The sequence below is a fragment of the Pseudarthrobacter sp. HLT1-3 genome (assembly GCF_059383535.1).
Window position 1 is genome coordinate 39,529 of sequence record NZ_JBWZCJ010000011.1, and the last position, 25,458, is coordinate 64,986.

Consider the following 25,458-nt stretch of genomic DNA (forward strand, 5'->3'; position numbering starts at 1 on the left):
GGCTGACGGGCGAATCCGCCTCGACCGCCCTTCAACCGGGCTCCGCGATGGCCGGCTGCAGGATGAAACGGTCTTCCCAGATCTCCCGCAGAACCTGCTCCGGCGTGGCGTCGATCGCGTCGTCCAGATGGATGCGGCCGGAGAGTGCGACCACCATCGCGTCGTAGACCATCGGCGGGTAGGCGTCCGAGCCGGGGTCCGTGACCGCCCGCATCTTCGCGAGCTGTTCGGCCACGAGCACGAGGTCGATCGCGCCGCGCACGCTGCTGCCCTGGCGGATCTCGTGGTGCTGGCGTGTGGCGCGGGTGACGGCGACGGCGTCGTCCATCAGCCTGGCACCGAGCGGTCCGGTGACCTGGGTGCGGAGCGCGACGATTCCGTGTTCGGCGTCGGCGTCCTGGTAATCGACAGCGAGCCGGTTGAGCCGGTCGTGGACGCTGGAGGAAAGTCTTGTGGTGCCGACGTTGTCGTAGGGGTTCATCGAGGCGATCACGCGGAAGGTTGGTGCGGCCACCACCGTTCCCACGCGCGGGATGGTGATCCGGCGGTCGGCCATGGCGGTCAGCAGCGTGTTCACGGTGTCTTCGGGAGCGCGGTTGAATTCCTCGATGTAAAGGAAGCCGCCCTGCTGCATCGCCTCGGTGAGCGGGCCGGCGACGAAGTTCTCCGGGCTGTAGTCCTCGCGCAGCACACGGGCGGGGTTGTGGTGCCCGACGAGTTTGGCCGGCGTGAGGTCGGCGTTGCCCTCGACGAAGAGCAACGGGATGCCCCACTCCGCGGTGATCGCTTTCAAAATGGTGGTTTTGCTGGTGCCGGGCGGCCCTTCGAGGACGATGTCCCGGCCGCCGGCGACGGCCGCGAGCGTGAGTTCGATTTCACGCTCGCGGCCGACCAGGTGCGCGGCCACGCGATTCCGGTTTTCGGCAAGGTCTGGATTGTTCAATGCTCAGTCCTGTTCTGTCTCGGCGGGCTCGGGTGGCGGTGGCGCGGTATTCGGCGGTGCGGTTTTAGCCGGGTTGTGCTACTTGACCGGGGACATGTTGACCCCGGGGATAAGCAGGTGCCCGGCGTCGACCGGGATGGTGACACCGGTGACCGACGACGCCAGCTCGGAGTTCAGGTAGAGCGCCGTGTCGGCGATACGCTGCGGCGAGAGGAACCCGTTGCCCTTGAGGGCGTGGAAGTGGTAACCCGCCTCGAGCATGTCCGCCTCGGTGCCTTCACCCTCGGGCTTGCCCGACATCATGTCCCAGGCGCCCTGCCAACTGGTCATCGGAGTGAGGATCGCACCGGGGTGGATCGAGTTCACCCGGATTCCGTGCGGGGCAAGTTCCAGCGCGAGCGTCTTCATCAGCCCGACGACGCCAAACTTCGCGGAGCAGTAGTGCGCATAGTTGACGCCCGGTTCCAGCCCGTTGATCGAGGAGGTCATCACGATCGACCCCTCGCCGCGCTCGATCATGTGCGGGATGACGGCCTTGGCCGACTTCCAGACGCCGGTGAGGTTGACGCCGATCATGTCCTCCCAGGCCTCGTCGGTGAGCTCCCACGACGGCCCGAGCGAGAAGATGCCGGCGTTGGCGATCAGGATATCGATTTTGCCGAGTTCGGCGACGCCTCGTGCGACGGCGGCATCCAGGTCCGCCTGCGAGCGGACGTCGGCGTCGACGGCGACGATCCGGCGGTCGAGGGCTTCGACCTGCCGGACGGTCTCGTCGAAGTCCGCCTGCTGGGCCATCGGATACTGCACCGATTTGATCTGTTCGAGGGTGTCGACGATGATCACGTCGGCACCCTCACGCGCGCAGGTAACGGCGTGCGCGCGGCCCTGGCCGCGCGAGCCGCCCGTAATGAGGGCGACTTTTCCTTCAAGCATTCCCATAATTTCTCCTTCGTAGCTGAACGTTGGTTACTCCGTGGTGGCGCTTACTTCATGGCTGAGCGGTGGCTATTTCGTGGTGGCGCCGGCGTCGACCGGCAGCGTGACACCGGTGATGTAGCGCGCCTCGTCGGAGGCGAGGAAAAGCACGGCGTTGCTGATGTCAACGGGCTGTACCCAGGGCACCGGCAGGGCGTTGATGGTGAGGGCCGCGGTTGCGAAGTCCTCTTTGGTGGGGTGTTCGAGGTCGGGCCGGAAGAGATCGTAGAGGCCCTGGTTGAGCACCATGTCGGTCTCGACCGTAGTGGGGTGGATACTGTTCACCCGGATCATGTCCGGTGCCAGCTCCAGCGCGAGCGTGCGCATCAGCCCCACCACACCGTGCTTCGACGCGACGTAGTGCGCGAAGTTTGGCCCGCCCTGCAGGCCGGCCGTGGAACTCGTGATGATGATCGAGCCGCCGCGGCCGCCGGCTTTCAGGTGCGGGATGGCGGCCTTGGCTGTCCGCCACACTCCGGTGAGGTTGATGTCGATGGTGTCGAGGAAGATCTCCTCCGAAATGTTCTCCGCCGTGTCCGGGGAGGTGAAGATCCCCGCGTTCGCCACCACGATGTCCAGCCGCCCGAGCTGGGCAACGCCGTCGTCGACCGCTGCCTTCAGCTGCCCGAAGTTGCGGACATCTGCCTTCGTGGCGATGATGCGGCGGTCCAGGGCCTCCACGGCTTCCACCGTCTTGGCGAGATCCTCCTCGGTGGCGCCCTTATACGGCGCGCCGTCGATCGGCTCCATCACGTCGATCGCGATGATGTCCGCGCCTTCCTGCGCGAGCCGGATGGCGTGGCTGCGCCCCTGACCCCGTGCCGCTCCAGTGATAAATGCGACCTTGCCGTCCAGACGTCCCATTGCGTTCCCCTTCGCCGATTGCTCGCAGTCCGGCCGGGCGGCCGGGCTTGCCGTACTGATTGCTGAACTGGTCACTGCTGGTTGCCGGGCTATTTGACGACGCAGCCCGCGTCGACGGGCAGCGGAGCGCCGGTGATGTAGCGCGCCTCGTCCGAGGCCAGGAACAGCAGCGCGTTGCTGATGTCCACCGCCTCAAGCCACGGGACCGGCAGCGCGTTCATCGACACGGCGGCCTCCGCCAAGTCGTCCTTCCCCGGGTTTTCCAGATCGGGGCGGAACAGGTCATAGGTCGCCTGGTTCATGACCATCGGAGTGTCCACCGTCGTCGGGTGCACACTGTTGACCCGGATCATGTCCGGAGCCAGCTCGAGCGCCAGCGTCTTCATCAGCCCCACGACGCCGTGCTTGGCGGAGACGTAGTGCGAGATGTTCCCGTAGGCAATCAGGCCCGCTGCCGAACTCGTCATGAGAATCGCGCCGCCGCGCCCACCCGCCTTGATGTGCGGAATCGCTGCCTTCGCCGTGCGCCAGACACCGGTCAGGTTGATGTCAACCATGTCGGTGAACGCCTCATCGCTGAGGCTCTCCGACGGACCCATGTACGTCGAGACGCCCGCGTTGGCGAGGACGATGTCGAGCCGCCCGAGTTGAGCGACGCCGTCGTCGACCGCGGCCTTGAGCGCCGCGAAATCGCGCACATCCGCCTTGGTCGCGACGATGCGCCGGTCGAGCGCCTCGACCGCACGGATCGTCTCGTCCAGGTCCGCCTGCGTCGCCGGGTCCGAGGTAGAACCGGCCACCGGTCCGAGCAGGTCGACGCCGATGATGTCGGCGCCCTCCTGCGCGAAACGGATCGCGTGGCTGCGGCCCTGGCCCCGGGCTACGCCGGTGATGAATACAACTTTGCCGTCTAGACGCCCCATTGCGTTCTCCTTGTTCGTTGTGTCCTGTTTCGTGGTGTTCTGTCGCCGGCCGACGGGCCGGACGTTTCTTGGGCCGGCCAGCCGCCGGTTACTTGATCAGCGCGCCGGCATCAACCGGGAACGTGACGCCGGTGATGTAGCGCGCCTCGTCCGAGGCCAGGAACAGCAGCGCGTTGCTGATGTCCACCGATTCGACCCACGGGATCGGCAGCGCGTTCATGGTCTGCGACGCCGGCTCGAAGTCCTCCCGGGTGGGGTTCTCAAGGTCGGGCCGGAACAGCCGGTAGGTTCCCTCGTTCTGGATCATGGGCGTGTCCACCTGCGTGGGGTGGAGGCTGTTCACCCGGATCATGTCGGGCGCCAGTTCCAGCGCCATGGTTCGCATCAGACCCACGACGCCGTGCTTTGCGGCGACGTAGGCGGAGGCGTTGCCGTAGGCCTGCAGGCCGGCGGCCGAACTGGTGAGGATGATCGAGCCGCCCCGTCCGCCCGCCTTGATGTGTGGGATGGCTGCCTTCGCCGCCCGCCAGACCCCGGCCAGGTTCACGTTGACCATGTCCACGAAGACCTCCTCGGGGATGTCTTCGGACCTTCTTGGGGTTACGCCGATTCCGGCGTTTGCGGAGACGATGTCGAGCCGCCCGAGCTGGGCCACGCCGTCGTCGACTGCTGCCTTCAGCGCCGCGAAGTCGCGCACATCCGCCTTGGTGGCGATGATGCGGCGGTCCAGCGCCTCCACCTGGCGGACCGTCTCGGCGAGGTCCTCCTCGGTGGCACCCGCATACGGAATATCCGGCTGGTCCTCACACACGTCGATGGCGATGATGTCGGCGCCCTCCTGCGCCAACCGGATCGCGTGGCTGCGACCCTGGCCGCGCGCGGCCCCGGTAATGAATGCAACTTTGCCTTCTACACGCCCCATGTTGCGTGCTCCTCTCAGATTGGTTCACGTACGGAATCGTTCGGATTGGTGCCGGCTTTTTGAACGGGTTGGTCCAAGACCGCCTGGTTTTGCCTGCGTTGGTTCACCACGGATCGCCCCAGGGGATCCGCTGGCTGGTGACTCGAGGGTTGGTTTGGGTGGCTTTGGTCGATAAAGGGCCGGCGCGCTAGTGTTTCAGCGCGTCAGGTCGGGGGACGGAACCCCGCGAGCGGGTTTTCGGCGCACGCGCTCACCGGCGCAGCGACGAGATCCTCCCGGCGCGACAGGGTGAGGGGAACGGGTCCATTTCCCGAGCGCGGCGCCCGGGTAGTGCGGTGCGAGTGGTCCCCGGATGGTTTCGGCAGTACGTCCTGCTTGTCTTTCAGGCCTTTGAGGAGCTCATCCCCGTAGCCCTGGACGCACTCCGGATCGGGCCCGTCGAGCGGAAGGCCGGTGAAGAACTTGGCGGCCATGCACCCGCCCTTGCAGGTATCGAAGAACTGGCACGAGGAGCATGCGCCGCCGGACTGCGGCTGGCGGAGCCTCGTGAACAGCTCCGATTCGCGCCAGACTTCGGCGAACCCGCCCTCGGAGCGCACGTTTCCGGCGAGGAACTCGTCGTGGATCGCGAATGGGCAGGCGTAGACGTCACCGATCGGATCGATGAGGCACACCACCCGGCCGGCTCCGCAGAGGTTGAGGCCAGGGAGCGCGTCGCCAAACGCGGAGAGGTGGAAGAACGAGTCGCCGGTGAGGACGCCCTCGCCGTGCAGCACCAGCCAGTCGTACAGCTCGCGCTGCTGGGCCTGGGTGGGATGCAGCTCGTCCCAGACGTCGGCCCCGCGTCCGGAGGGGCGGAGCCGGGTGAGGCGAAGCTGTGCATCGAAGCGGTCGGCGATCGCCTTGAACTCGTCCAGCTGGCCGATGTTCTGCCGGGTGCAGACCACCGAGATCTTGAAGCCCTTGAACCCGGCGTCGGCCATGTTCTGCATGGCCCGCATGGCGGTTTCGTAGGAGCCGGCGCCGCGGACGTGGTCGTTTACCTCCGCCGTCGCGCCGTCGAGCGAGATCTGCACGTCGACATAGTCACTTCCGGCCAGCCGCCGGGCCACCTCGGGGGTGATCTTGACTCCGTTGGTGGAGAACTTCACGCCGACCTGGTGCGCAGTCGCGTAGTCCACCAGTTCCCAGAAATCGGACCGCACGGTCGGTTCACCGCCGCCGATGTTCACGTAGAAGACCTGCATCCGCTGGAGTTCGTCGATCACGCCCTTGGCTTCCGCCGTCGAGAGCTCACGCGGGTCGCGCCGCCCGGAACTGGACAGGCAGTGCACGCAGGACAGGTTGCAGGCGTACGTGAGTTCCCAAGTGAGGCAGATCGGTGCATCGAGGCCGAATTCGAACAGGTCAACGAGCCGGTTCGTTTCCGGCGGAGCAGCGGTCTTGAGGGCACTGGTCTTGGCTGCGGAGGTCTTGGGGGTGTCCAGTCTGGCTGGCGCGGTTTCAAGCAGGCTCATTCTGTCCTCTCAATCACCGTGGAAGACTCCGCCAGCGTGGCCAGGGCCCGCTGATAGCGCGGAAGGTCGGAATCGCTGACGCCGGCTGAACTGCAGGCGGCGCGGGCGGTCGACGACTCGGCGAGGGACTGCACCACAGCGAGCAGCACACGGTCCTTCAGGAACGACAGCCGCCGCGTGCCGAAGTGATAGAGCAGGGCGCCGAAGGGTTCGGGGCGGACTGACACCTGGGGGTTCAAGTCCCACCCGCGATCAAGATCCAGGGCTGGCATGGCCGGCGCCTAGTAGACGCCGCACATGCCGTCGATGGAGATTTCCTCGACTAGGGTGTCGGCCTCGACGACGGATTCCAGATCCGCCTCGGGGGTTGTTTGTGCTTCTTCGGCTGCAATCGGCTTGATGGGGCCCATGTAAACCTCCTGGTACAAATAAATCGGCTACTCTGACGAATATCTGTTACCTGAGTCACGGTAATGGCACCGAGTGCCGTTAGGAAGGGGTACTTTGGCCCTTGCATCTGGGGCCTCCGCCTCAGCGCGCGGGGGCCGGCACCCGACGACGACCCGCGCGCACCTCAGCCACGTGGCCCTGCAGTTGTTCATCGAGCGGGGATTCGAGGAGACGACCGTGGACGATATCGCCCACGCGGCCGGCATCGGGCGGCGCACGCTCTTCCGCTATTTCCCGTCCAAGAATGACCTGCCGTGGGGCGATTTTGAGGCCGGACTGGAGGACATGCGCAATTTTCTCGCTGGCCTTCCCGCGGACCTGCCCCTGATGGACGCGCTTTTCGCCGCGATCGTGGAGTTCAACCGCTTCCCGGCCGAGGAGATCCCGTACCACCGGAAACGGATGGAGCTCCTGCTGAACGTGCCGGCCCTGGTGGCGCACTCGACGCTTCGGTATGCCGCGTGGCGCGAGGTCATCGCGGTTTACGCCGCAGGCCGGCTCGGGGTGGAGCCCGATGCCCTGGAGCCGCGGTCGATCGGGTGGATTTTCCTGGGGGTTTCACTGTCCGCCTATGAGCAGTGGCTCCAGCACGACGATGCCGAGCTCATCCCGCTGATCGAGTCGGCCCTCACTATGCTCAGGACTATGTATGACGCGCCGGGGTTGCCGGGAACGCTGGAGCGGCCCGGTGCTGCCCAGGCAGACACGAGTGCTGCCTGGGCTGGCCCGGGGCCTGGCGGGTCCGGCCTGAACAGCGACGTCAGGTGAGGTACGACGTCGTCGTAATCGGCGCGGGGACGGCCGGAGCGCCGCTGGCGGCCCGGCTAAGCGAGGACCCCGGCCGGTCCGTGCTGTTGCTCGAAGCAGGCCCTGTTCCCGATTCCACCGAGGGCTTCCCCCGTGAACTGCTCGATTCCAGCACCGTCCAGGGCGCGATGCCGGGGCACCCGGGGAACTGGTCCTTTCTGGGTCACCTCACGCCGGACCTGCCGTACACGATCGCCCGCGGCCGGATTCTCGGCGGGTCATCGACGATCAACGGCGCCTATTTCATCCGGGCCCGGACCCAGGACTTCCAGCGCTGGTCCGAGGCCGGCAACACCGAGTGGGCCTGGGACAAGGTCCTGCCCCTCTACCGCAAGCTTGAGCATGACCTGGACTTCGGGGAGAGCGCCGTCCATGGTGGCGCCGGCCCGATGCCCGTGGCCCGGCCGCCGCAGGAACACCCCGTGACCGTCGCCTTCGCCCGGGCAGCAGCCGAGCTCGGCTTCGCCGTCGAGCCGGACAAGAACGGCCAGGGCGAGCCGGGGTGCGGGCCCATCCCGATGAACGCCGTCGACGGCGTGCGCGTGAACACGGGCATCGCCTACCTCAACCCCGTGCGCGGCCGCGGGAACCTGACCGTGCAGGGGAATTCCCCCGTGCGCCGGGTGCTGTTCGACGGTACGCGGGCGACCGGCGTCGAGGTCCTCCGCGGCGGCGCCGTGGAGGTCATCGAGGCCGGGGAGGTGGTGCTCTGCGCCGGCGGGGTGAAGTCGCCGCACCTGCTGCTGGTGTCGGGCATTGGACCGCGGGCCGAGCTGGAGCGGTTCGGGATCCCGGTGGTCAAGGAGCTGGCGGGCGTGGGCAAAGGCTTCAGCGACCACCCGGAGGTTGCCGTCAACTGGCAGCTCAAACGCAGCCTGGGGAAGCACGAGAGGCGGCAGTCGATGGCGAACTGCCTGAACTTCACGTCGGCAGGCTCGGAGTTCGCGGGCGACCTCGAGATCCTTCCAATGATCCGGCCCCTGGGGTATCTGCTGACCGGCAGTTCCACGGCCGTCTTTGGCGGGGGAATCCGTACCTACCTGCGGCATCCGCTCCGCTCCCTCAGCGCGTTGAAGGGGGTTTCGCTCAAACGCCTCCGGCAGCAGGCTGTCCGCCAGGGCGATCTCACACTGCTGGTGGCCGTGCAGGCGGAGACGTCCCGGGGCCAGATCACCCTCGAGTCCGCCGACCCGGACGTGCAGCCGCGCATCGATTACAACTACCTGTCCACCGAGTCGGACCTGCGCCGGATGCGTGAGGCCGTCCGCACCGCGGTCCGGCTCCTGGGCACCGAGGCATTCCGGCCGCTGTTCCGGCGCCTGACCGAACTGACCGCCCAGACGCTCGACGACGACGCCCGCCTCGACGAGTGGATGCGCCTGCACCTCGGCACCGCCATCCACCTGTGCGGCAGCGCAAAGCTTGGGCCCGCCGAGGATCCCTCGAGTGTGGTGGACCAGTACGGCCGCGTGCACGGAGTCCCGGGGCTTCGCGTGGCCGACACCTCGATCCTGCCGACAACCCCGACCCGCGGCCCGGCCGCGACAGCGGTCCTGATCGGGGAGCTCATCGCTGGTTTCATCCGCCGCGGCGACTAGGTGCGTCACTACCTATTCGTAATCACAGTAGTATGATTACGAAAAGGTAGTCAGACCACGCCTATTACGAAAAGCTCATCAGGAGGGCCTTTGCACGGCATCATGAAATCCATGTCCGACCTGGGCCTGATGGTCTACGGCATCCGCCAGCGCAGCGGGCTGTCCCAGCGCGAGCTCGCCAGCCGCCTAGGGGTGAGCCAGCGGTACCTCTCCGAACTCGAGACCGGCAAGCCCAAGGTCCTCAACGACCAGTTCTTCGCCGTTATGGGGAAACTCGGCATCGAGCTGAGCTTCCGGGACGGAACCGACAGTGCCTGAGGCCCAGGATGTCCACCTCTATGGAACGGTCATTGGCCGCATGGTCCGCGCCAGCCCGACCACCGTCACCTTCCAAACGTCCGACGCCGGCATGTCGCGGTTCGGGATCGGCTCCCGGATCCTCTCCGCCAACCTGCCCCTCGGCCCCCGGGTTTCCACGCCGCAGGCCGCTACCGCGTTCTTCGGCGGGCTGCTGCCCGAAGGCTCCGGCCGGTCCAATCTGGCCAAACAAGCCGGTGCCAGCCGCGACGACGTCTACGCCCTGGTCTCTTATGCCGGCCGGGATGTCGCCGGGGCCATCCGGATCGGCGGAGATGCCGGAGAACCGGCGGAAACCTATGAGGCCCTCACCGATGAGCAGATCGCTGAACGGCTGATCCTCATCAACGATTACGCCCTCGGTGCCGTCGGCGGCGGCGGCTCCCTGGCCGGATACCAGCCAAAAACCACCCTCGCCCTGCTGGACGGCGTCTGGCACGCCGGCGTCGACGGTGCAGCGTCGACCCATATCATCAAGCCGGTCGCTGCCGGGAACGAGCACGCCCTGCATGCCGAGGCGTACTGCCTGGAGCTTTCGCGCCGGATCGGGCTGACGACGTTCGCCAGCGACGTACGGAGCTTCGCCGGCCGGACGGTGCTCGTCTTGGAACGCTACGACCGACGCATCTCCGGCCGGAAGGTTGAGCGCGTCCACCAGGAGGACGGTGCCCAGGCACTTGGCCTGACCTGGGACACAGACAGCAAGTTCGAAAGCGTCGATTCGGCCGCGAACCTGCGGAACCTGGCCGGCCTGCTGCCGCGCCGGCGGAGCATCGTCGGCGCCGGGCCCGACGACCGCGAGACGTTATTGGCGCACACAACCTTCAATACGGCCGTCGGCAATACTGATGCGCATGCCAAGAACTTCTCCACCCTCCGGACCGCCGACGGGGCTGTCACCCTGGCGCCACTTTACGATGTGTCCACCCTTGCCCTGGCGCCCAACGGACAGCTGAACATGTCCCTGCGGGTCAACTCGCGCAGCTACCAACCGTCCCTGACCATCGAGGACCTCGTCGCCGAAGGAGTTTCCTGGGGCCTCGACGCACGGCACGCGAGGGCGGCCGTCACCGGCACCCTGGAACAACTGGCCGACGCCCTCCAATGCGCGGATGCAGCCGCCGTCGGGGAACAGGCCCCCCGCCACATTGGCCACGGCACCCGCAACCTGCTGGACGGCAAGGCGGCCGGCGTCGGGGGTCCGCACCCGTCGCTGGTGGCGCTGGGTCCCGTTCCGGAGGCACGCCGGGACTGACGTTCCGGGGGCCGCACCGCCCCAGTCGGCGCTGTCACAGTCGCCCAATTCGGCGCTGTCCTAACGGTAGGGGCCGCGATGCGCAATAGGAAATACGCATTTCCGGGTCATTGAAGGCTGGGCGTATCGGTGCCGCAAGCTGCGCCCAGCGGAAGGGTGTTACTTCATCGGGCGCGGCACGGAGGAGGAATCCGCGGCCGCCATTCGTCACAGATGGCCGCTATGGGACCCCTTATAGCGGCCATCTGCGGCGGATCGGTGACCGCCCGGTTGAAGCAACAGGCCATAGCGGCCGTTTGTGGCGAATCGCTGAAGTCCTAAGGGCGGATTCAGGCCGGGCGGCGGGACTTCCACTCGTCGGCGAGGAGGGCGTAGACGACTTCCGTGGCCCATTGACCCTTGTAGTGCCATTTGTCGACCTGGGTGGATTCCAGCCGCATGCCGAGGCGTTCGCACAGCGCCGCGGAGGCCGTATTGAGGGCATCCAGCTTGGCGTCGATACGGTGGAGGTGGAGTTCCTCGAAGCCCAGCCTGAGGAGGGCCCCGGCGGCCTCCGTCGCGATGCCCTTTCCGCGGGCTTCCGGGGCGAGGCTCCAGCCGATCTCGGCCTGCCCGCAGCCCGGCAGCCACTTCAGCACAACCTCGCCAAGCAGTCCGGGCGAGTCCGCCGCCTCGATGGCCAGGCAGATCCAGTCGCCCTCTTTCTCGAAGACGAAGTTGGCATACTTGCCCACCGACTCCATCGACTGGGTGTAGCTCTTCGCCTCCCCGGGCAGGAACCGGGCGGTCTCGGGCAGCGAATGGTAGGCGTGGTACGCGGCCAGGTCCCCGGCCTCGAAGCGCCGCAGCACCACCCGTTCGGTGCGGATCGGCAGGTTCAGTTCCGTCATGCCCCCACGGTACCCGTCGATGGGATCAGGTAAGTGGCTCGCCGGTGATGCGGGCGAGATGTTTCAGCAGTTCGTCCTGCAGCTGGCGGTCGTAGGTGGCCCGGTGTGCTGCCGCCCGGTGCTGGTGGTGCCAATAACCGCCGCTCGTTTGTGCCTCGGCGTCGTCGCTGGTCGCGAGCCATTCCTGGGTGAGGTGGCCGAGGCGCAGGTCGTCCGGGGCCGCGGGGCCGCCCATCCTGGTGGGCACCCAGCCGGGATCCACGGCATTGCTGAGGACTTCCGGCCATAACCGGGCGACGGCGAATGCCAGGGCGGTGACGTAGAGCTTGCTGTCCGAGTAGGACACTTTTCGGGCCCCTCCGCTTTGGTTGATGCCGGTGAGGTCGGTGCGGCCGCCGCGGTGCATGCCGCTGCTGAGGTAGATCAGCCGGCGCGGGCGGTGGATGAGGGCGGTGAGGAGGTAGGGGGCGGCGACGTTGACCTGAAAGATATGAGCGCCGTTGAACACGCCGGCATTGTGGACCACGGCGTCCATGGGACCGGCTTGGTTCACCTGGTCGGCGACGGCTCGCGTTTGCCCGGGGTCCGAAAGGTCACCAACTACGCCTAGCGCGCCGCGGTCCAGGAGATCCTGCACCGCGGCAAGGCGGCCGGCGCTGCGTGCATGCACGACGACACTGTGGCCGTCGTCGAGCAGGGACTGTGCGGTAGCCCGGCCGAGTCCGTCGCTCGAACCGGTGATGAAGATGCGCCCCATGTCCCCAATTATGGGCCCCTACGTGACGCGCCTGCGATTGCAGCAGCCGGCCCCCGGTGGCGCCGGCGTCGGCTGCGGACAGGGACATCAGTTGCCCCGAGCCGATGCCCAGGGCGACCGCTGCAGGAAGCCCGTGAGCACGGGGTTGTATGCCATCCTTCTGCGCCGGCTGGAGTACGCCCGGCCCGTAGGCGAGATTCATGAACCAGCCGTCCAAGGTGTCCACCAGGCACCTCCCAGCGGCGAAAAGCGTCGGCAGGATGAGAAGGCGTACCAGGGATGAGAAGGCGTACCAGGGAAGAGCCAATATTGCCGCGCCCCGGCAACAACGAGCAGCGTGACCTCCGTTGCGGCATCGAGCCCCAACCCGGAAAGGAGCCCCACCGGGTACATCTGCCAGGGTCGCGTGCAGCCGTTCCGGCTAAGCCCAAGCCTGCCCGCAACGGCGTTCCGCCCTCCCCGACCAAGCCACCCAGAGACGCCCCCGCAGCCAACAGTGCGTGCAGTCAATGGCAGCGATGTGTGTGGGATCTGGCAGGGCCCTCTCCGGTGATGCGGAAAAATAGTCCAGCAGCTCGTCCTGCAGCCGCTGGTCGTGGGCGGCCCGCTGTGCCTTCTCCCCGTGCTGATGGTGCCAGCAGCGGCGCCGCTCCGGCTGATGCCGGCGACGTCGCTACTGCGGCCAGGGAGCTAAGCCAATGGCTCCCAATTTCCAGCCGCGGATAACCCGACCATTGTGCGGGCAAGATCACGCCTGTTCTTGGGCAGGACGAACACCGGGCCGTCCCGGCAAGGAACTTTTCAAGCGTTTCCCCGCTTATTTAGGGACGCGGAAGTGCTCGTAGAACCCGGCGAACGAACCGGGCATTCCCGTGGTTACACGGTTTCGCCAGTCAGGTGGCCAACGTGCTCACCACGACGGTAGTACCGGCAGCGGGCCGTCAGCATCAACATGTTCGGCGTCCCCGCGTGCCAGCCACAGGAGCAGGCCCTCGCGGTCGGATCCAACGCGCAGCCCGCCGTCGCCGATCACCCACTCGTCACGTTCTTCGGTCACCAGCGTCATACCCGGAGCACCCTTGGCGCGCAGGGACCGCACCACGGCTTCGAGGGCGTTCAGCAGCGAATCCGGATCGGCTTCCTCGATGGTCCAGGCAGTGTCGAGGTCATGGTGATGCACCACGACCTCGGCTATCCGGAGCGCCACGATGGACGTGGCGGGGACCACCTTGCCGCTAACCTGCACTTCCCTGGCCGCGAGTTCCCCGCTTAGCCGCTGTGCCTGCTCGGCAAAGTTCCGGGCCGACTCCCGCAGTTCCCCAATGAGCTCCTCCCGCGGCAGGGCCGCCAGGGCAGCGATCTCTTGGGAGCGGGCCTCGCTGGAGGCATACAGCGGACGTTCCTCGCCGGAGGTCGCCCAGTCAATGAGCTTTACCAGGGCACGGCCGCTGGAGGCGACGTGGGCGATAACGTCCGCGCGCGTCCACCCCTCAGACTGCGAGGAAACGGCCATCTCGTTGTCGGCAAGGGACTCGACGGTGGCCAGAAACATGTCCGTCTCCCTGCCGAGGCGGGACAGATCCGAGTGGAGGCGTGCGGCGTTGATCATTGTCCCAGCCTACTCACGAGCCGGTTCCCGAACCACCCTTCCTGCGCCACCGTTCCATATCCAGATGGTATGGACTGAGAAGGGGGAGCATCAATGACGGTGGACTTCCACCAAATGGCTGTTTGAGAGCCCCAGCATATAAATACCCCCCGGGTGGAAAGCAGGGGATTCCCCTCATATGACTTGTGTCACATGTCTGTCAAGCTGAAATCACTCGGAGGACGGCCCTCGGATCCTCCCTGTGCCGCTGGCCTCCGCTTCACTCAGAGAGGAGTTGGGGACCATGACACAACCGCATGCCGTTATAGCCGAAAATCCGCAGAAGGAGGCGCGCACGGCAAATTGGGTCGCCTTCGTCATCTGCACCGCCCTTTTGTTTGACGGATACGACCTCGTCATCTACGGCACCGTCCTACCGGGGCTGCTCGCAGACCCAAGCCAGATCGGAGCTTTTGATGCAGTCACCGCCGGCCTCCTCGGGTCCTGGGCCCTCATCGGAGTACTCGTAGGCTCACTGATCTGCGGCGCCGTAGGGGACTTTTTCGGCCGGCGCCGGCTGATGCTCCTGGGCATCGCCTGGTTCTCCGTCGGTATGTTCGCCACAGCTTTTGCCACCAGCGTCCCTGCCTTCGGTGCCTTGCGGTTCGTGACCGGACTCGGCCTGGGAGTGGTTATCGCCACCGCCGGCGCCACCATGGCTGAATTCGCGCCCGCGGGAAGGCGGCAGTTCTACAACGCGATCGTTTACTCCGGCGTTCCCGCCGGCGGCGTGTTCGCTTCGATCATGGGCATCCTGCTGCTCAATGACATCGGCTGGCGCGGACTGTTCATGATCGGCGCCCTACCCCTCGTCCTCCTCGTGCCCATCGCGTGGTTCAAGCTCCCTGAGTCTCCGCGCTGGCTGCTGGCCCGCGGCCGTGAGCAGGAAGCCCAGGCCGCTTCCCAACGCACTGGCGTTCCGCTTATCGAGGAACGGGTCATTCAACAGGTGGGCGCCGCACCGCAAAAAACAGGTTTCGCCGCGGTGTTCTCCCGGCAGTTCGCTGTGCCATCCATTTTGCTTGGCCTGATGTCGTTCTGTGGCCTGCTCCTGACTTACGGCCTGAACACATGGTTGCCGAAAATCATGGAAGGCTACGGCTACGGGCGCACATACGCCCTATTCTTCCCCCTGGCGCTGAACCTGGGTGCCGTCGCGGGCGGTCTGCTGCTTTCGCGCCTCGCTGACAAGGGCGGCCCCCAGCGGGTCATCGCCTCCACCTTTGTACTGGCGACCATCAGCCTGGTGCTGATGACCTTCAGCTTCCCGCTCCCCTTGCTGTTCACCTTCATCGCCTTCGCCGGGGTAGGCACACTGGGCACCCAGGTTCTGATTTATGGGTTCCAGTCGAATTACTACACCACCAATGCCCGGGCCGCTGGCGTGGCATGGTGCGCCAGCGTGGGACGCTTCGGCGGGATACTAGGGCCGATCATCGGTGGCTGGCTGGCTGCCGCAGGCATCGGCGGGGCCACGGCGTTTTATATCTATGGGGCCGTAGCCCTCGTCGGCGCAGTCGTGACCATTTTGGTCCCCCGCCAGCGAAAGCTGGAGGAAGCCGAGCACAAAGTGGAGGAAATCGTCGAAGGCCGGGCAGAGGCCAGCAGCCCCGCTGACCACCTCAGATAGTCCGCGCGGCTGCCCTGACAATATTACGTCTACGAAATATCCTAGTAGGGCTTATTATGGTTATTCTCTGAATGAATCATGAGCCCAGGGCAGCATCTCGCGGGCCGGTTAGCGGAAGGACGGCACTACGTTGGACATCCGCCAACTGAACTATTTCATCGCGGTTGCTGAAGAGAGGCATTTCGGCCGCGCGGCCAAGCGCCTGCACATGGCGCAGCCACCCCTCTCGCAGCAGATCCGCCAGCTGGAAGACCAGCTTGGAGTCCGGCTGCTCAACCGGACCACCCGCAGGGTTGACCTGACAGCCGCGGGCCAACTCCTGCTGGACCGCGGACGGCAGATCGTCAACGACGTAGCGACTCTTCAGGCCGACGTATATCAGGTCGGGAAGGGCGCCACCGGCGTCCTGAGGGTGGGCTTCTCAGGGTCGGCAACCTACGGCGTTATGCCCCAAATCGCCCGCCTTGCCAAACAGGTCCTGCCAGGCCTGTCCCTTGCGCTGCGCGGCGAAATGCTTACGCCATCCATGGAAGCGGGGCTGCGGGACGGTACTCTGGACGCCGCGCTGCTGCGTCCCCCCGTCGCCTCCCAGGACATCGACTACCGGACGGTGACCAGGGAGCCGCTCGTCGTCGCGCTTCCCTCGTTCAGCGCCCTGGCCGTGGATCGGCCCGTGGCGATGCACGAACTTCAGGACCAGGACTTCATCGCCTACGGGCCCCAATCCGTGCTCTACCGCACCACCGCAGACCTGTGCCGCCAGGCGGGCTTCCAGCCACGCATCAGCCAGGTGGTTGGAGAGACTTCCACCATGCTGGCGTTCGTAGCCGCAGGGGGCGGGGTGGCCGTCATGCCGTCCAGCGTTCAGGCCTTCCAGCTTGAAGGCGTGGTCTACCGGGAGATAGAAAACGTCCCCGAAGTGGAGCTCGCCGTCGCCTGGATGCGCGGGCATCACTCTGCGCTGCTACACAACTTTCTGGAGGTCGTGGTGACCGCAACTGCGGGAGCGACGGCGCCTGCCCCCGGCCCTGCGCCGTTTCCCACTGATGAAAGGCTTACCCACGTATGAAGATCGCAGCCATTGAGGCGATTCCGTACTCGATCCCTTACCTTCATCCACTGCACTTCGCGTCCGGTTCCGTGCACGAGGCAGACCATGTGCTCGTCAGGCTTCGCACCGATGACGGTGTGGTGGGCACCGCTGACACCCCGCCGCGCCCCTACACCTACGGCGAGACGCAGAAGTCGATAGTTGCGGTGGTGGAGGACATTTTTGCTCCGCAGCTGGTCGGCGTCGACATTTTCGACCGAGAGAAGGTCCAGGCAATCCTGTACCGGACGGTCCACAACCAGACAGCCAAGGGCGCCGTAGACATCGCCCTCTGGGACGTCATCGGCAAGACTCTCGGACAGCCTGTGACAAAACTGCTGGGCGGGTACACCGACTCGCTCCGGGTCTCTCACATGCTCGGCTTCAAGCCTGCGCAGGAGCTGCTGGAACTGGCCCTGGAGTTCCGCGAGATCTACGGCATCAACACGTTCAAGCTCAAGACCGGCCGCCGTCCCCTTCACCTCGACGTCGAGGCCGCCCGGGTGTTGCGGGAGGGCCTTGGCGAAGATGCCGAGCTCTACATGGACGCCAACCGCGGCTGGTCTGCGAACGAGGCCGCCGAGGTACTGCGTCGCACGGCGGAGTTGGGCCTGCAGTTCCTTGAGGAGCCTGACGACGCCCGCGAGGTCCTCGGCCGCCGCCGCCTCGTGGAGAACTCCCCCATCCCCATCGCCGCCGACGAATCTGCCGCGAACCTCGGCGAGGCCGCGCGGGAAATCCTCACCGGCGGCGCGAACCTGCTGGCGGTAAAGACGGCCCGGTCCGGCTTCACGGAGGCGGCCAAAATCGTGGGGATGGCCGAGGGCATGGGCATCGACGTTTACATAGGCAATCAGATCGACACCCAGGTCGGAACGGCCGCCTCGGTGACCTTCGGCGCCGCTTTTGCCCATTCGTCCAAACGCGCGGCGGAGCTGTCCAATTACCTCGACATGGCCGACGACCTGCTGGCCGTGCCCTTGGCCATCACCGGCGGACGCATCCGGGTTCCTGAAGGTCCCGGGGTGGGTACCGCTGTTGACGAAGAAAAGCTCTCCCTTTACCGCACCGATCGATAGCAACCCCTTTTCTGAAAGGACATTTATGAAATACCTGGTCCATATGGACGTGAACCTGCCCGCCGACCTGCCAGCCGGCGAAGCCGCGGAGATCAAGGCCACGGAGAAGGCCTACTCGCAACAGCTGCAGCGGACTGGCAAGTGGCCGGAAATCTGGCGAGTGGTGGGGGAATACGCCAATTACTCGATCTTCGATGTCGATTCGAACGACGAACTCCATGAGATCCTGCAGAACCTGCCGCTGTTTCCCTACATGGATATCTCGGTGGTGCCACTCGCGAAACACCCCTCAGACGTCAAGTAGCACCGGCGCAAGAGGCCGAGGAACGGCCGTGGACCGGGGTCAGTCGTTGGCCCGGAACACGGCCGCGAGCTCGCTGCGGGAGCGGATTCCCATTTTCCTGTAGAGCCGCGTCAGGTGGTACTGCACGGTCTTCTCCGCCAGGAACAAAGCCCGCGCCGCCTCCTTGTTGGTGGCGCCATTCGCTACCAACTCGGCCACGGCCCGTTCCTGTGCTGTGAGCTGGAGGTGGTGGTCGCCGACGGCAGTGAGCACCGGGTCGGCAGGGTCCGGCATGTTCCCGATGTCGAGGCCTGTTGCCTTGAGCTCCCGGTCGCACCGTTCCACATACGTGGCCGCACCCAGGGAGTCGTATAAGTCGCGGGCCGCGCGCAGGACGGTCGACGCCAGGCGCCGTTTGCCCGCCCGGCGCATGCTCTGGCCGAAGGCAAAACTAACCCGTGCCCGCAGATACGGCCGGTTGAGGCCCCTGAGGTGGCCAAGCGACGCCTCGAAATGTTCCCTGGCAGTGTCGGGGTCCCCCTGCGCGGCCACGATCCGGCCTCGCGCCCACGCCATCCGCGCCAAGTCCGAGGGTACCTCCCGCTCCCGCGGCACGCGCTCAAACGCAGTAAGGAACGAGTCGGCCGCGTCGAGCTGGTCAGTCATGACAAGGGCGTTGACGTAGGTGTCCTGCCAGGGCCAGAAGGACACCCGGTTCTCCGTCCACGGGTCCAGCTCCGTCAGCGGCTGCAGCACAGCCAAAGCGCTTTCATAGTCCGCCCTCGCCTCGTGGAAACGGGCACGGGCGAGACTTGCCGGCACCTGCATGGCACGGTACGTCCCAGGCTGCACCGCGGCCTGCGAAACGTAGTACCGGGCCCGCTCCCAGTCTCCCCGCATGGACCAGAGCTCCGCCGCAGTCCAGTAGAGCAGAGGGCGGACCAGCGGCATCCGCGAGGTCTCGAGGCGCACGGATGCGCGCGCCACGGTGGCGGCGGCGGCATCCCAGTTGCCAAGCACCAGGTGGGTGCGCGCCAGCCAGGCCTCTGCCCACAGGGAAATCCGCATCGAACCGCCCCGGTACTCCGTGGGAGCCGCGGACTCGAAGTTGACCAGCGCTGACTCAACGTTGTCAAGGCGCAGTGCCAGCCAGCCCGCACCCATCTGGACCCGCTGCTTCTGGGCGTTCTCGGCAGCATGTTCAAAGGCCCGGTGGTAGGAGGCCTCCGCCTCCGAAAGCCGGCCCTGCGCATACAGGCCCAGGCCGTAGATGGCCTCTGTCTCAATGTAGGCGGGGGTGCCCGGCTGCGTAAGTGCCATGGCCCGCTCTGCCCAACCGGTAATCAGCGGCCCGTCCCAGGACGCTACCCCGTGCAGAACGAAGCGCTGCGCCACCTGCGCGGCGGCGGAGGGATCACGCTGCTGGTTGCAGGTGGCCCACGCCATCTCCAGCTGCGTCTGCGCGCTGCCGTTCTGCCCCGATGCCGTGGAGAGGTAGCCCAATACGGAGGAGCGAAGCGACGAGGACGGCAGGGCGTCCACTGCCGCGGCCCAGATCTGCGCCTGGGCAATGTCGCCGGAACCCACAAGGGCATCCACGGCCCTCAGGAGCCTATCGTTCCGGGAACGGATGTCCCGGGAAAGTCGGGACGCGGAGAACAAAGCTGTTGAGGCATCCTGCCACGCTCCCACCAGGGCCTGGGAGCGGGCGAATTCCTCCAATTCCTCGGCCAGGGCCTCGTCTGCACCGGGCGTCGCGGAGACACGGTGGCCCAGCCGTTCACCCTCGGGCTGCACTGTCTCAGCGGCCAGCCGATGCAGTGCAATGCGCCGGCTGGGAACGATCTGTTCGTAGATGGCCTCGGCGGTGGCAGGTTCAAAGAACACGACCGCGGAACGGGCCTGATCAACAGACAAGCCCAGCAGCCCAGCGCGGTGTCCCTCATCGAGTACCTCCATGACGGACTCCACCCCGCTGACCCGGGAAACCTCTGCCAGGCCGGCGCTGCGCCCGAGCACGGAAGCCGCCTCCGCTATAGAGACCAGCCCGTGGGACGCGGCGTCGAGCACACTGCGCACCCGGGCACGCACCCGGGAAGTCGGAGGCAGGGAGGGGAACCAGGTCTGCCAGGTCTCCGCCGGCAACTCGCGGAGCAGCTCCAGGATCGGTTGGGCAAGCCCTCCTGTGTGCTTGACCAGCCCGTACGCCGCCGTCAGGCTGAGGTCGATACCAAGCACCCGCCGGGCGAGATCCTGGACTTGCTGCGGGGTGAGCGGATCAAGCGGGATACGGGCGACCTGGTGGCTTGTGAGGAAGTCCAGCACATCGGCGGGGACGCGGGGCGTCGCCTCGGGGTTAAGCGTGAGCACGAACATGATCCGTTTTCCGTGCAGCCGTCGCATGACGAATGTGAGGATGCGCAGGCTCTCCACGTCGAGTTTGTGAACGTCGTCGACGGCGACAACTACGCTGCCGTGGGACTGCAGTCCTTCGAGGTGGGTGGTGAGGATCGAGGCGTAATCGAGGACCTGGGCGGGGGTGAGAGCCGCGACGGGGCCAGCGGGCAAGGCCGGGCCGCCGTCGTAATCCTTTGCCGAGCGCAGCGGCAACGTGAGCATGAGCTGGGAATAGCCGGCGAGGGGGAACTGCGCCTCCCATTCATCGCCCATGGCGGACAGGACGCGGACACCACGGGCGACAGTGCGGCAGTGCTCAAGGAAGACCTCCAGCACTGCGGTCTTCCCGGACCCGGAGGGACCGGTGATCACCACTGCGCCCACATTGCCTTTGCGGACCGAGCGGAGAATTTCCAGGAGCTCCTCGGAGACCCCGGTCCGGCCAACGAGCGGCAAGCCCTCCGCCATTTCACCGTATATTGAGCCCGCCGTCATGAAGCCAAGCCTACCGGAGGGGCCCGCACGGCCCCGGCGGCGGGCATCCATCACCGGGGCCTTAGCCTAGATCCCCGCCAGCGACTGGAAGGATACTGCCGGTCAGGTACGACGCTTCATCTGATCCGAGGAATACGATGGGCGCGGCCTGTTCGTCCAAGGTTCCGTAGCGCTTCAAAAAGGACGACTCCACGGTTTGGTCAACGATCGCCTGGTACCAGGCCTTTTCCGTGGGGGATTCAGCCTCCGGCCCTCGTTTGACCTTGCGGACCGGCGCTTCGGTGCCGCCCGGGGCGGTTGCAACCACGCGGACACCACGTCCGCCGACCTCCATGGCCAAGGACTGGGTCAAAGCGTTGACGCCGCCCTTCGCAGCCGCGTACGGCACACGGTGCATCCCGCGGGTGGCTACCGAGGAAACGTTGACAATAGTGCCCGAGCCCTGCCGCAGCATGGCCGGCAGCACGGCCCGGCAGGTCCAGAGGGTGGGAAAGAGTGAGCGGCGGATCTCCTTCTCGATCTGGTCCTCGTCGTACTCTTCGTACGGACGGGCCCAGATAGTGCCGCCAACATTGTTAACCAGGACGTCCACCCGGCCGTGGGCGGCCAGCGCCGCTTCGACGGCCTGCTGCGCTCCGGCGAAGGTCTCCAGATCAGCGGTCACCGAGGTCGCCGAACCGCCTGAACCGGAACCCTGTGCGGCTTCCTGGATCCCTTGCGCCACCTCGTGGACCAACTCGGCGCGGTCCACCAGGACAACAGCGCCCCCCTCGGCACCGATCCGCTCTGCCACCTTCTGGCCAATACCCTGTGCGGAGCCGGTTACGACGGCCACCTTGTCGGCGTACCGGCCCGGAGTAACGAACTGTCCCGCATATGGCCGTGCCATCAGCGGTTATCTTTGGCGTCGATCGCCCCGGCCATGGTTTCCTTGGCGTCCCGAGCGTGGGCCATGATGACCTCCCGCACCCGTGCCTTGTCCTGGCGCTCGAAGGCATAGACGATATCTAGGTGGTCCTGTGTGACCCGCTCAAAGATTCGGGTGCCGGCCTCGAAGGCCGCAGCCATCTGCGCGTGGACGTCGAGCCGGCGGTAGGACTCAAGCAGCATGGGGTTATCGCAGATCATGAAGAGGTATTCGTGGAACTCCTCGTTGGTCCGCGCGAATTCACCCGGTTCCTGAACGATGCCCGCAGCCACAGAGCGCGTGGTGGCCTCGGCGAGCCGCCGGAACTGGTGCAACTGTTCTTCGCTGAGGCGGCCCAGCATCAGCTCGCTCACCGCGAGCTCCAGGCCCATGCGGGCGTCCAACTGGGCGAAGCTGTCTTCCTTGCGGAAATCCAGCCGGCCGGTCTCCATGGACGAGACGGCCTCGCTGCGGGTCATCGTGTCGCCTTCGGCCTGGATCTTCTCCATGGGTGCCGGTGCACCCGTCTCGGCGTCGCCGCCGGTGGCCTCCTTCGGGGCAAAGCGCTCGAAGTAGAAGTTGACGGGCTTGATGCCCTCGGCGTCCAGCCACTTCGAAACGGCATTGACCATGGGGGGCGGGCCGCACAGGTAGATGTCAACATTCCCGTCGTTCAGGTGGGATGGCTCGATGATCTGTGTGACATAGCCCGTGTGGGGAGCGGACGTGCCGGGTTCAGAAGCAATGTAGTCCCAGGTGAATCCGGGCACCTTCGCCTCGTATGCCCGCAGCCAGTCCAGGCCGACGATGTCCGCCTCGCGGGTCAGCCCGTAGATCAGATGGACCGGTGTCGACGGCGGGTTCTCGGCGAGCTTCTCGAGGATGGACAGGAGCGGTGCCAGCCCGGTGCCGCCTGCCAGGAGCAGCAGGGGGCGCTTGGGCTCCCGCAGGAAGAACGAGCCGTACGGACCCGTGAGTTCGATGGTGTCGCCCACCGCTGCCCTGTCGCGCAGGTATTCGGACATCGCGCCCTGCGGCGTTACCCGCACCATGAAGGAGGCAGTGTGAACCTCGGGGCCGCTGCTGAACGAATAGGAGCGCTCCGCGTCGGTTCCGGGGACCTTGAGGTTGACGTACTGGCCCGGGAGGAAGGCCAGAGCGTCGCGGTTTTCGACCTCCAGGCTGAAGGAAACCGTGGTTTCCGAGTGCTTGTTGAGCTCCGTCATGGTGGACGTGAAGGTGGTGGCTGAGGTTTTCGCGGATGCCGACGTGGCAGGGATCTGGATGGCCAGATCCGACTCCGGCACCGCCTGGCAGGTAAGCATGTAGCCCTTTTCGAGTTCCTCCTCCGTCATCGCGTCGTCAATGTAGTCCCCCGGGTCGAAGGAGCCGGAATCGCAAAAGGCCTTGCAGGTGCCGCAGGCACCGTCCCGACAATCTGACGGAATGTTGATCCGTGCCTTGTATGCGGCGTCCATCACCGTCTCGTAGTCGCCGACCTTGATGACCTTAGTGACGCCGTCTTCGAAGCTGAGGGCTACTTTGTGGCCCATGAATTCCTCCTGCTGGGGGTCGCGTCGTCGCGACCCGGAAAAGTGCGGATGTGCCCGGTGGGCACGGGGTTCAGAACCGTCCACGCCGGTGCCCAGGAAGTGCCGGGCACCGGCGCGCGGCCGTCAGATCATGTAGACGTCCACCACATGGTGGATGTAGTCGTTCTTCAAGACGACCTTCTTCTTCATGATGACCGGCTCCCCGCCGGAGAGGTCGATCGTGTAGAAGCTGGTCCCGAAGTACGTGTCCGTTGTGTTGTAGCGGAAGTACAGGGTGAACCAGTTGAAGCGCACCTTCACCTGGGCGCCGTCGTGCTCCACGATCTCGATGTCTGTGAGGTTGTGCCCGGTGCGAGGCTCCGGGAGGGACGTCGCTGACGACCGGTCTGTTTTGATCCGGAAGACACGGTCCTCAATGCCGCCGCGGTTGTCGTAGTAGATGAGCGAGATCTCGTTCTGCGGGTCCTCGGTCAACCGGTCGTCGACGTCCCATGCAGGCATCCAAAACTCGGCGTCCGGGTGGTAGCACTGAAGCCATTCATCGAACTGGCGCTCATCCAGCAGACGGGCCTCCTTGTACAAGAAGGCTCGGACGGTTTCAAGGGTGGCAATCTCCTCGGCGCTCTTGAGCGCCGCAACTGCTCTGATCAGGTTTGTCATGGGTTATGCACTCTCTCTGGTTCCACGTGGTCTGGGTCAGGCGGTGACGGGAACGGTATCCAGTGCGGATTGCTCCTCTTCCGCCAGGGCCCGGTCCATGACTTCCTTCCAGTACCCGTGCTGGATGGGGTAGAGCCCCTCGTCCTCGGTGCGCAGCCCGGACGCGATGACCTTGGTCATGCCCAGCGCCTGGGCCTGCGCGTCGGGTCCTGCAATCTCGTGGGTGGACCCGCGGGTCATGTCGTTCCATGGCGCCGAGGTGGCCCAGTACGTCTTGTTGCAGGACCGGAACTCCTCGAGGTCGTCGGGGGTGGCCATGCCCGTGGCGTTGAAGAAGTCCTCGTACTGTCGGATGCGTTTGGACCGGTTCTCCTGCGATTCGCCCTTGGGTGCGATGCAGTAAATCGTCACCTCGGTCTGGTCCGCGGAGATGGGACGAAAGTGGCGGATCTGCGAGGAGAACTGGTCCATGATGTAGACATTCGGGTACAGGCAGAGGTTTCGCGAGATGTTGATCATGAAGTTCGCCATCTCCTCGCCATACTTTGCAACGAGCTCCTCGCGGCGGTCCCACAGTGGGCGGTCCTCCGGGTTGGTCCATTCCTGCCACAGCAGCAGGTGTCCGTGGTCGTAGGAATAGAAACCGCCCTTGACCTTGCCCCATTTACCGGCGTCCATGGCCTTGGTCGTGTTGGCTGAGTCGCCGGCGCTGCGGCGGGCCGTAGTGGCGGCGTAGTTCCAGTGCACGGCAGTGACGTGGTAGCCGTCGGCGCCGTTCTCGGCCTGCACCTTCCAGTTGCCGTCGTACGTGTACGTGGATGCCCCACGCAGCACTTCGAGTCCCTCCGGGGACTGATCCACGATGGAATCGATAACCTTGGTGGCGTCACCCAGGTGCTCTTCGAGGGGGAGAACGTCAGCCTTCAAGGAACCGAACAGGAAGCCACGGTAAGACTCAAAACGGGCAACCTTGGTGAGGTCGTGGGAGCCCTCTTTATTGAAGGTTTCCGGGTAGCCGGCGTTGCGGGAGTCTTTCACTTTCAGGAGCTCACCGGAGTTCTTGAACGTCCAGCCGTGGAACGGGCAGGTGAAAGTGGTGCGGTTATCCGTCTTGCGCCGGCACAGCATGGCGCCGCGGTGGGAGCACGCGTTGACGATGCAGTTGAGTTTTTCTTCTTTGTCGCGGGTGATCACCACGGGAGTGCGGCCGATGTTCGTGGTGAAGTAGTCCCCCACGTTGGGGATCTGGGACTCATGGGCGAGATAAACCCAGTTGCCTTCAAAGATGTGTTTCATCTCCAGTTCGAAAATCTCTTGATCGGTAAAGATTTCGCGCTTCGCACGGATGACACCATTTTCACGGTCGTCGATCACGGCGTCGGCAAGGACCTCGCGGACATGGGCCAGGTTCTCGATCATGGCGTACTCCTTCATGGGAGAGTGCTGGACGGATGAGCG

Annotated in this window: 24 protein-coding genes; 8 read left to right on the plus strand and 16 right to left on the minus strand. The window is 65.6% G+C overall.

Annotated elements, in window-relative coordinates; translation table 11 throughout:
- Positions 1-31 precede the first annotated feature (31 nt).
- From AC50X9_RS11260 to mftA, 8 genes are all read right to left on the minus strand, one after another.
- Positions 32-943 carry an AAA family ATPase gene (locus AC50X9_RS11260; protein WP_494893553.1) on the minus strand — a complete coding sequence of 304 codons (912 nt, stop codon included), beginning with the start codon at positions 941-943 and terminating at the stop codon, positions 32-34.
- Positions 944-1,021: 78 nt separating this feature from the next.
- Entirely contained in the window at positions 1,022-1,882 is an 861-nt protein-coding gene (locus AC50X9_RS11265; RefSeq protein ID WP_494893555.1) for a mycofactocin-coupled SDR family oxidoreductase, read from the minus strand.
- 66 nt (positions 1,883-1,948) lie between these two features.
- Positions 1,949-2,782 (minus strand): mycofactocin-coupled SDR family oxidoreductase, encoded by an 834-nt coding sequence (locus AC50X9_RS11270; RefSeq protein ID WP_494893557.1) that lies wholly within the window; start codon positions 2,780-2,782, stop codon positions 1,949-1,951.
- Positions 2,783-2,871: 89 nt separating this feature from the next.
- A complete protein-coding gene (locus AC50X9_RS11275) occupies positions 2,872-3,705 on the minus strand; it encodes a mycofactocin-coupled SDR family oxidoreductase (RefSeq protein WP_494893559.1) in 834 nt (277 codons plus the stop codon).
- A gap of 88 nt (positions 3,706-3,793) precedes the next feature.
- Entirely contained in the window at positions 3,794-4,627 is an 834-nt protein-coding gene (locus AC50X9_RS11280) for a mycofactocin-coupled SDR family oxidoreductase (RefSeq protein WP_494893561.1), read from the minus strand.
- A 203-nt stretch (positions 4,628-4,830) separates the two neighbouring features.
- Entirely contained in the window at positions 4,831-6,144 is a 1,314-nt protein-coding gene (gene mftC / locus AC50X9_RS11285; protein ID WP_494893563.1) for a mycofactocin radical SAM maturase, read from the minus strand.
- Positions 6,141-6,416, minus strand: coding sequence for a mycofactocin biosynthesis chaperone MftB (mftB, locus tag AC50X9_RS11290; RefSeq protein ID WP_494893565.1), 276 nt, complete (start codon positions 6,414-6,416; stop codon positions 6,141-6,143). The genes mftC and mftB overlap by 4 nt, the downstream gene beginning before the upstream one ends.
- 9 nt (positions 6,417-6,425) lie before the next feature.
- Positions 6,426-6,554, minus strand: coding sequence for a mycofactocin precursor MftA (gene mftA / locus AC50X9_RS11295; RefSeq protein ID WP_494893567.1), 129 nt, complete (start codon positions 6,552-6,554; stop codon positions 6,426-6,428).
- A 94-nt stretch (positions 6,555-6,648) separates the two neighbouring features.
- Here mftA and mftR point away from each other — a divergent pair, with 94 nt between their 5' ends.
- The 4 genes from mftR (at position 6,649) to AC50X9_RS11315 (ending at position 10,611) form a co-directional block, all read left to right on the plus strand.
- Positions 6,649-7,362, plus strand: coding sequence for a mycofactocin system transcriptional regulator MftR (gene mftR, locus AC50X9_RS11300; RefSeq protein WP_494893569.1), 714 nt, complete (start codon positions 6,649-6,651; stop codon positions 7,360-7,362).
- Positions 7,359-8,999: a GMC family oxidoreductase gene (locus AC50X9_RS11305; protein WP_494893571.1), complete on the plus strand. Its 1,641-nt coding sequence runs from the start codon at positions 7,359-7,361 to the stop codon at positions 8,997-8,999. The genes mftR and AC50X9_RS11305 overlap by 4 nt, the downstream gene beginning before the upstream one ends.
- 102 nt (positions 9,000-9,101) lie before the next feature.
- Positions 9,102-9,317, plus strand: coding sequence for a helix-turn-helix domain-containing protein (locus AC50X9_RS11310; protein ID WP_494893573.1), 216 nt, complete (start codon positions 9,102-9,104; stop codon positions 9,315-9,317).
- Positions 9,310-10,611, plus strand: coding sequence for a type II toxin-antitoxin system HipA family toxin (locus AC50X9_RS11315; protein WP_494893575.1), 1,302 nt, complete (start codon positions 9,310-9,312; stop codon positions 10,609-10,611). Before AC50X9_RS11310 ends, AC50X9_RS11315 begins: the two co-directional genes overlap by 8 nt.
- A 329-nt stretch (positions 10,612-10,940) precedes the next feature.
- On the opposite strand, the gene AC50X9_RS11320 is transcribed toward AC50X9_RS11315, so the two are convergent.
- From AC50X9_RS11320 to AC50X9_RS11330, 3 genes are all read right to left on the minus strand, one after another.
- Positions 10,941-11,501, minus strand: a complete 561-nt coding sequence (locus tag AC50X9_RS11320; protein WP_494893580.1) for a GNAT family N-acetyltransferase — start codon at positions 11,499-11,501, stop codon at positions 10,941-10,943.
- Between the two features lie 25 nt (positions 11,502-11,526).
- Positions 11,527-12,258: an SDR family NAD(P)-dependent oxidoreductase gene (locus tag AC50X9_RS11325; protein WP_494893585.1), complete on the minus strand. Its 732-nt coding sequence runs from the start codon at positions 12,256-12,258 to the stop codon at positions 11,527-11,529.
- A 910-nt stretch (positions 12,259-13,168) separates the two neighbouring features.
- A complete protein-coding gene (locus tag AC50X9_RS11330) occupies positions 13,169-13,867 on the minus strand; it encodes a maleylpyruvate isomerase family mycothiol-dependent enzyme (RefSeq protein ID WP_494893587.1) in 699 nt (232 codons plus the stop codon).
- 283 nt (positions 13,868-14,150) lie between these two features.
- Here AC50X9_RS11330 and AC50X9_RS11335 point away from each other — a divergent pair, with 283 nt between their 5' ends.
- The 4 genes from AC50X9_RS11335 (at position 14,151) to catC (ending at position 18,009) form a co-directional block, all read left to right on the plus strand.
- A complete protein-coding gene (locus tag AC50X9_RS11335) occupies positions 14,151-15,536 on the plus strand; it encodes an MFS transporter (RefSeq protein ID WP_494893589.1) in 1,386 nt (461 codons plus the stop codon).
- A 130-nt stretch (positions 15,537-15,666) separates the two neighbouring features.
- A complete protein-coding gene (locus AC50X9_RS11340) occupies positions 15,667-16,605 on the plus strand; it encodes a LysR substrate-binding domain-containing protein (protein ID WP_494893591.1) in 939 nt (312 codons plus the stop codon).
- A complete protein-coding gene (locus tag AC50X9_RS11345) occupies positions 16,602-17,705 on the plus strand; it encodes a mandelate racemase/muconate lactonizing enzyme family protein (protein WP_494893593.1) in 1,104 nt (367 codons plus the stop codon). The genes AC50X9_RS11340 and AC50X9_RS11345 overlap by 4 nt, the downstream gene beginning before the upstream one ends.
- A gap of 25 nt (positions 17,706-17,730) precedes the next feature.
- Complete coding sequence (gene catC / locus AC50X9_RS11350) at positions 17,731-18,009, plus strand: muconolactone Delta-isomerase (RefSeq protein ID WP_494893595.1); 279 nt, start codon at positions 17,731-17,733, stop codon at positions 18,007-18,009.
- A 39-nt stretch (positions 18,010-18,048) separates the two neighbouring features.
- Here catC and AC50X9_RS11355 read toward each other — a convergent pair whose 3' ends face one another.
- From AC50X9_RS11355 to benA, 5 genes are all read right to left on the minus strand, one after another.
- Positions 18,049-20,880: an AAA family ATPase gene (locus tag AC50X9_RS11355; RefSeq protein ID WP_494893597.1), complete on the minus strand. Its 2,832-nt coding sequence runs from the start codon at positions 20,878-20,880 to the stop codon at positions 18,049-18,051.
- Positions 20,881-20,941: 61 nt separating this feature from the next.
- On the minus strand, positions 20,942-21,769 hold the full coding sequence (locus AC50X9_RS11360; protein WP_494893599.1) for a 1,6-dihydroxycyclohexa-2,4-diene-1-carboxylate dehydrogenase: 828 nt from the start codon (positions 21,767-21,769) through the stop codon (positions 20,942-20,944).
- Positions 21,769-23,340, minus strand: a complete 1,572-nt coding sequence (benC, locus tag AC50X9_RS11365) for a benzoate 1,2-dioxygenase electron transfer component BenC (protein WP_494893601.1) — start codon at positions 23,338-23,340, stop codon at positions 21,769-21,771. The genes AC50X9_RS11360 and benC overlap by 1 nt, the downstream gene beginning before the upstream one ends.
- 123 nt (positions 23,341-23,463) lie before the next feature.
- Positions 23,464-24,000, minus strand: coding sequence for a benzoate 1,2-dioxygenase small subunit (gene benB, locus AC50X9_RS11370; protein WP_494893603.1), 537 nt, complete (start codon positions 23,998-24,000; stop codon positions 23,464-23,466).
- 36 nt (positions 24,001-24,036) lie between these two features.
- Entirely contained in the window at positions 24,037-25,419 is a 1,383-nt protein-coding gene (gene benA, locus AC50X9_RS11375; protein ID WP_494893605.1) for a benzoate 1,2-dioxygenase large subunit, read from the minus strand.
- Between the last annotated feature and the right edge of the window lie 39 nt (positions 25,420-25,458).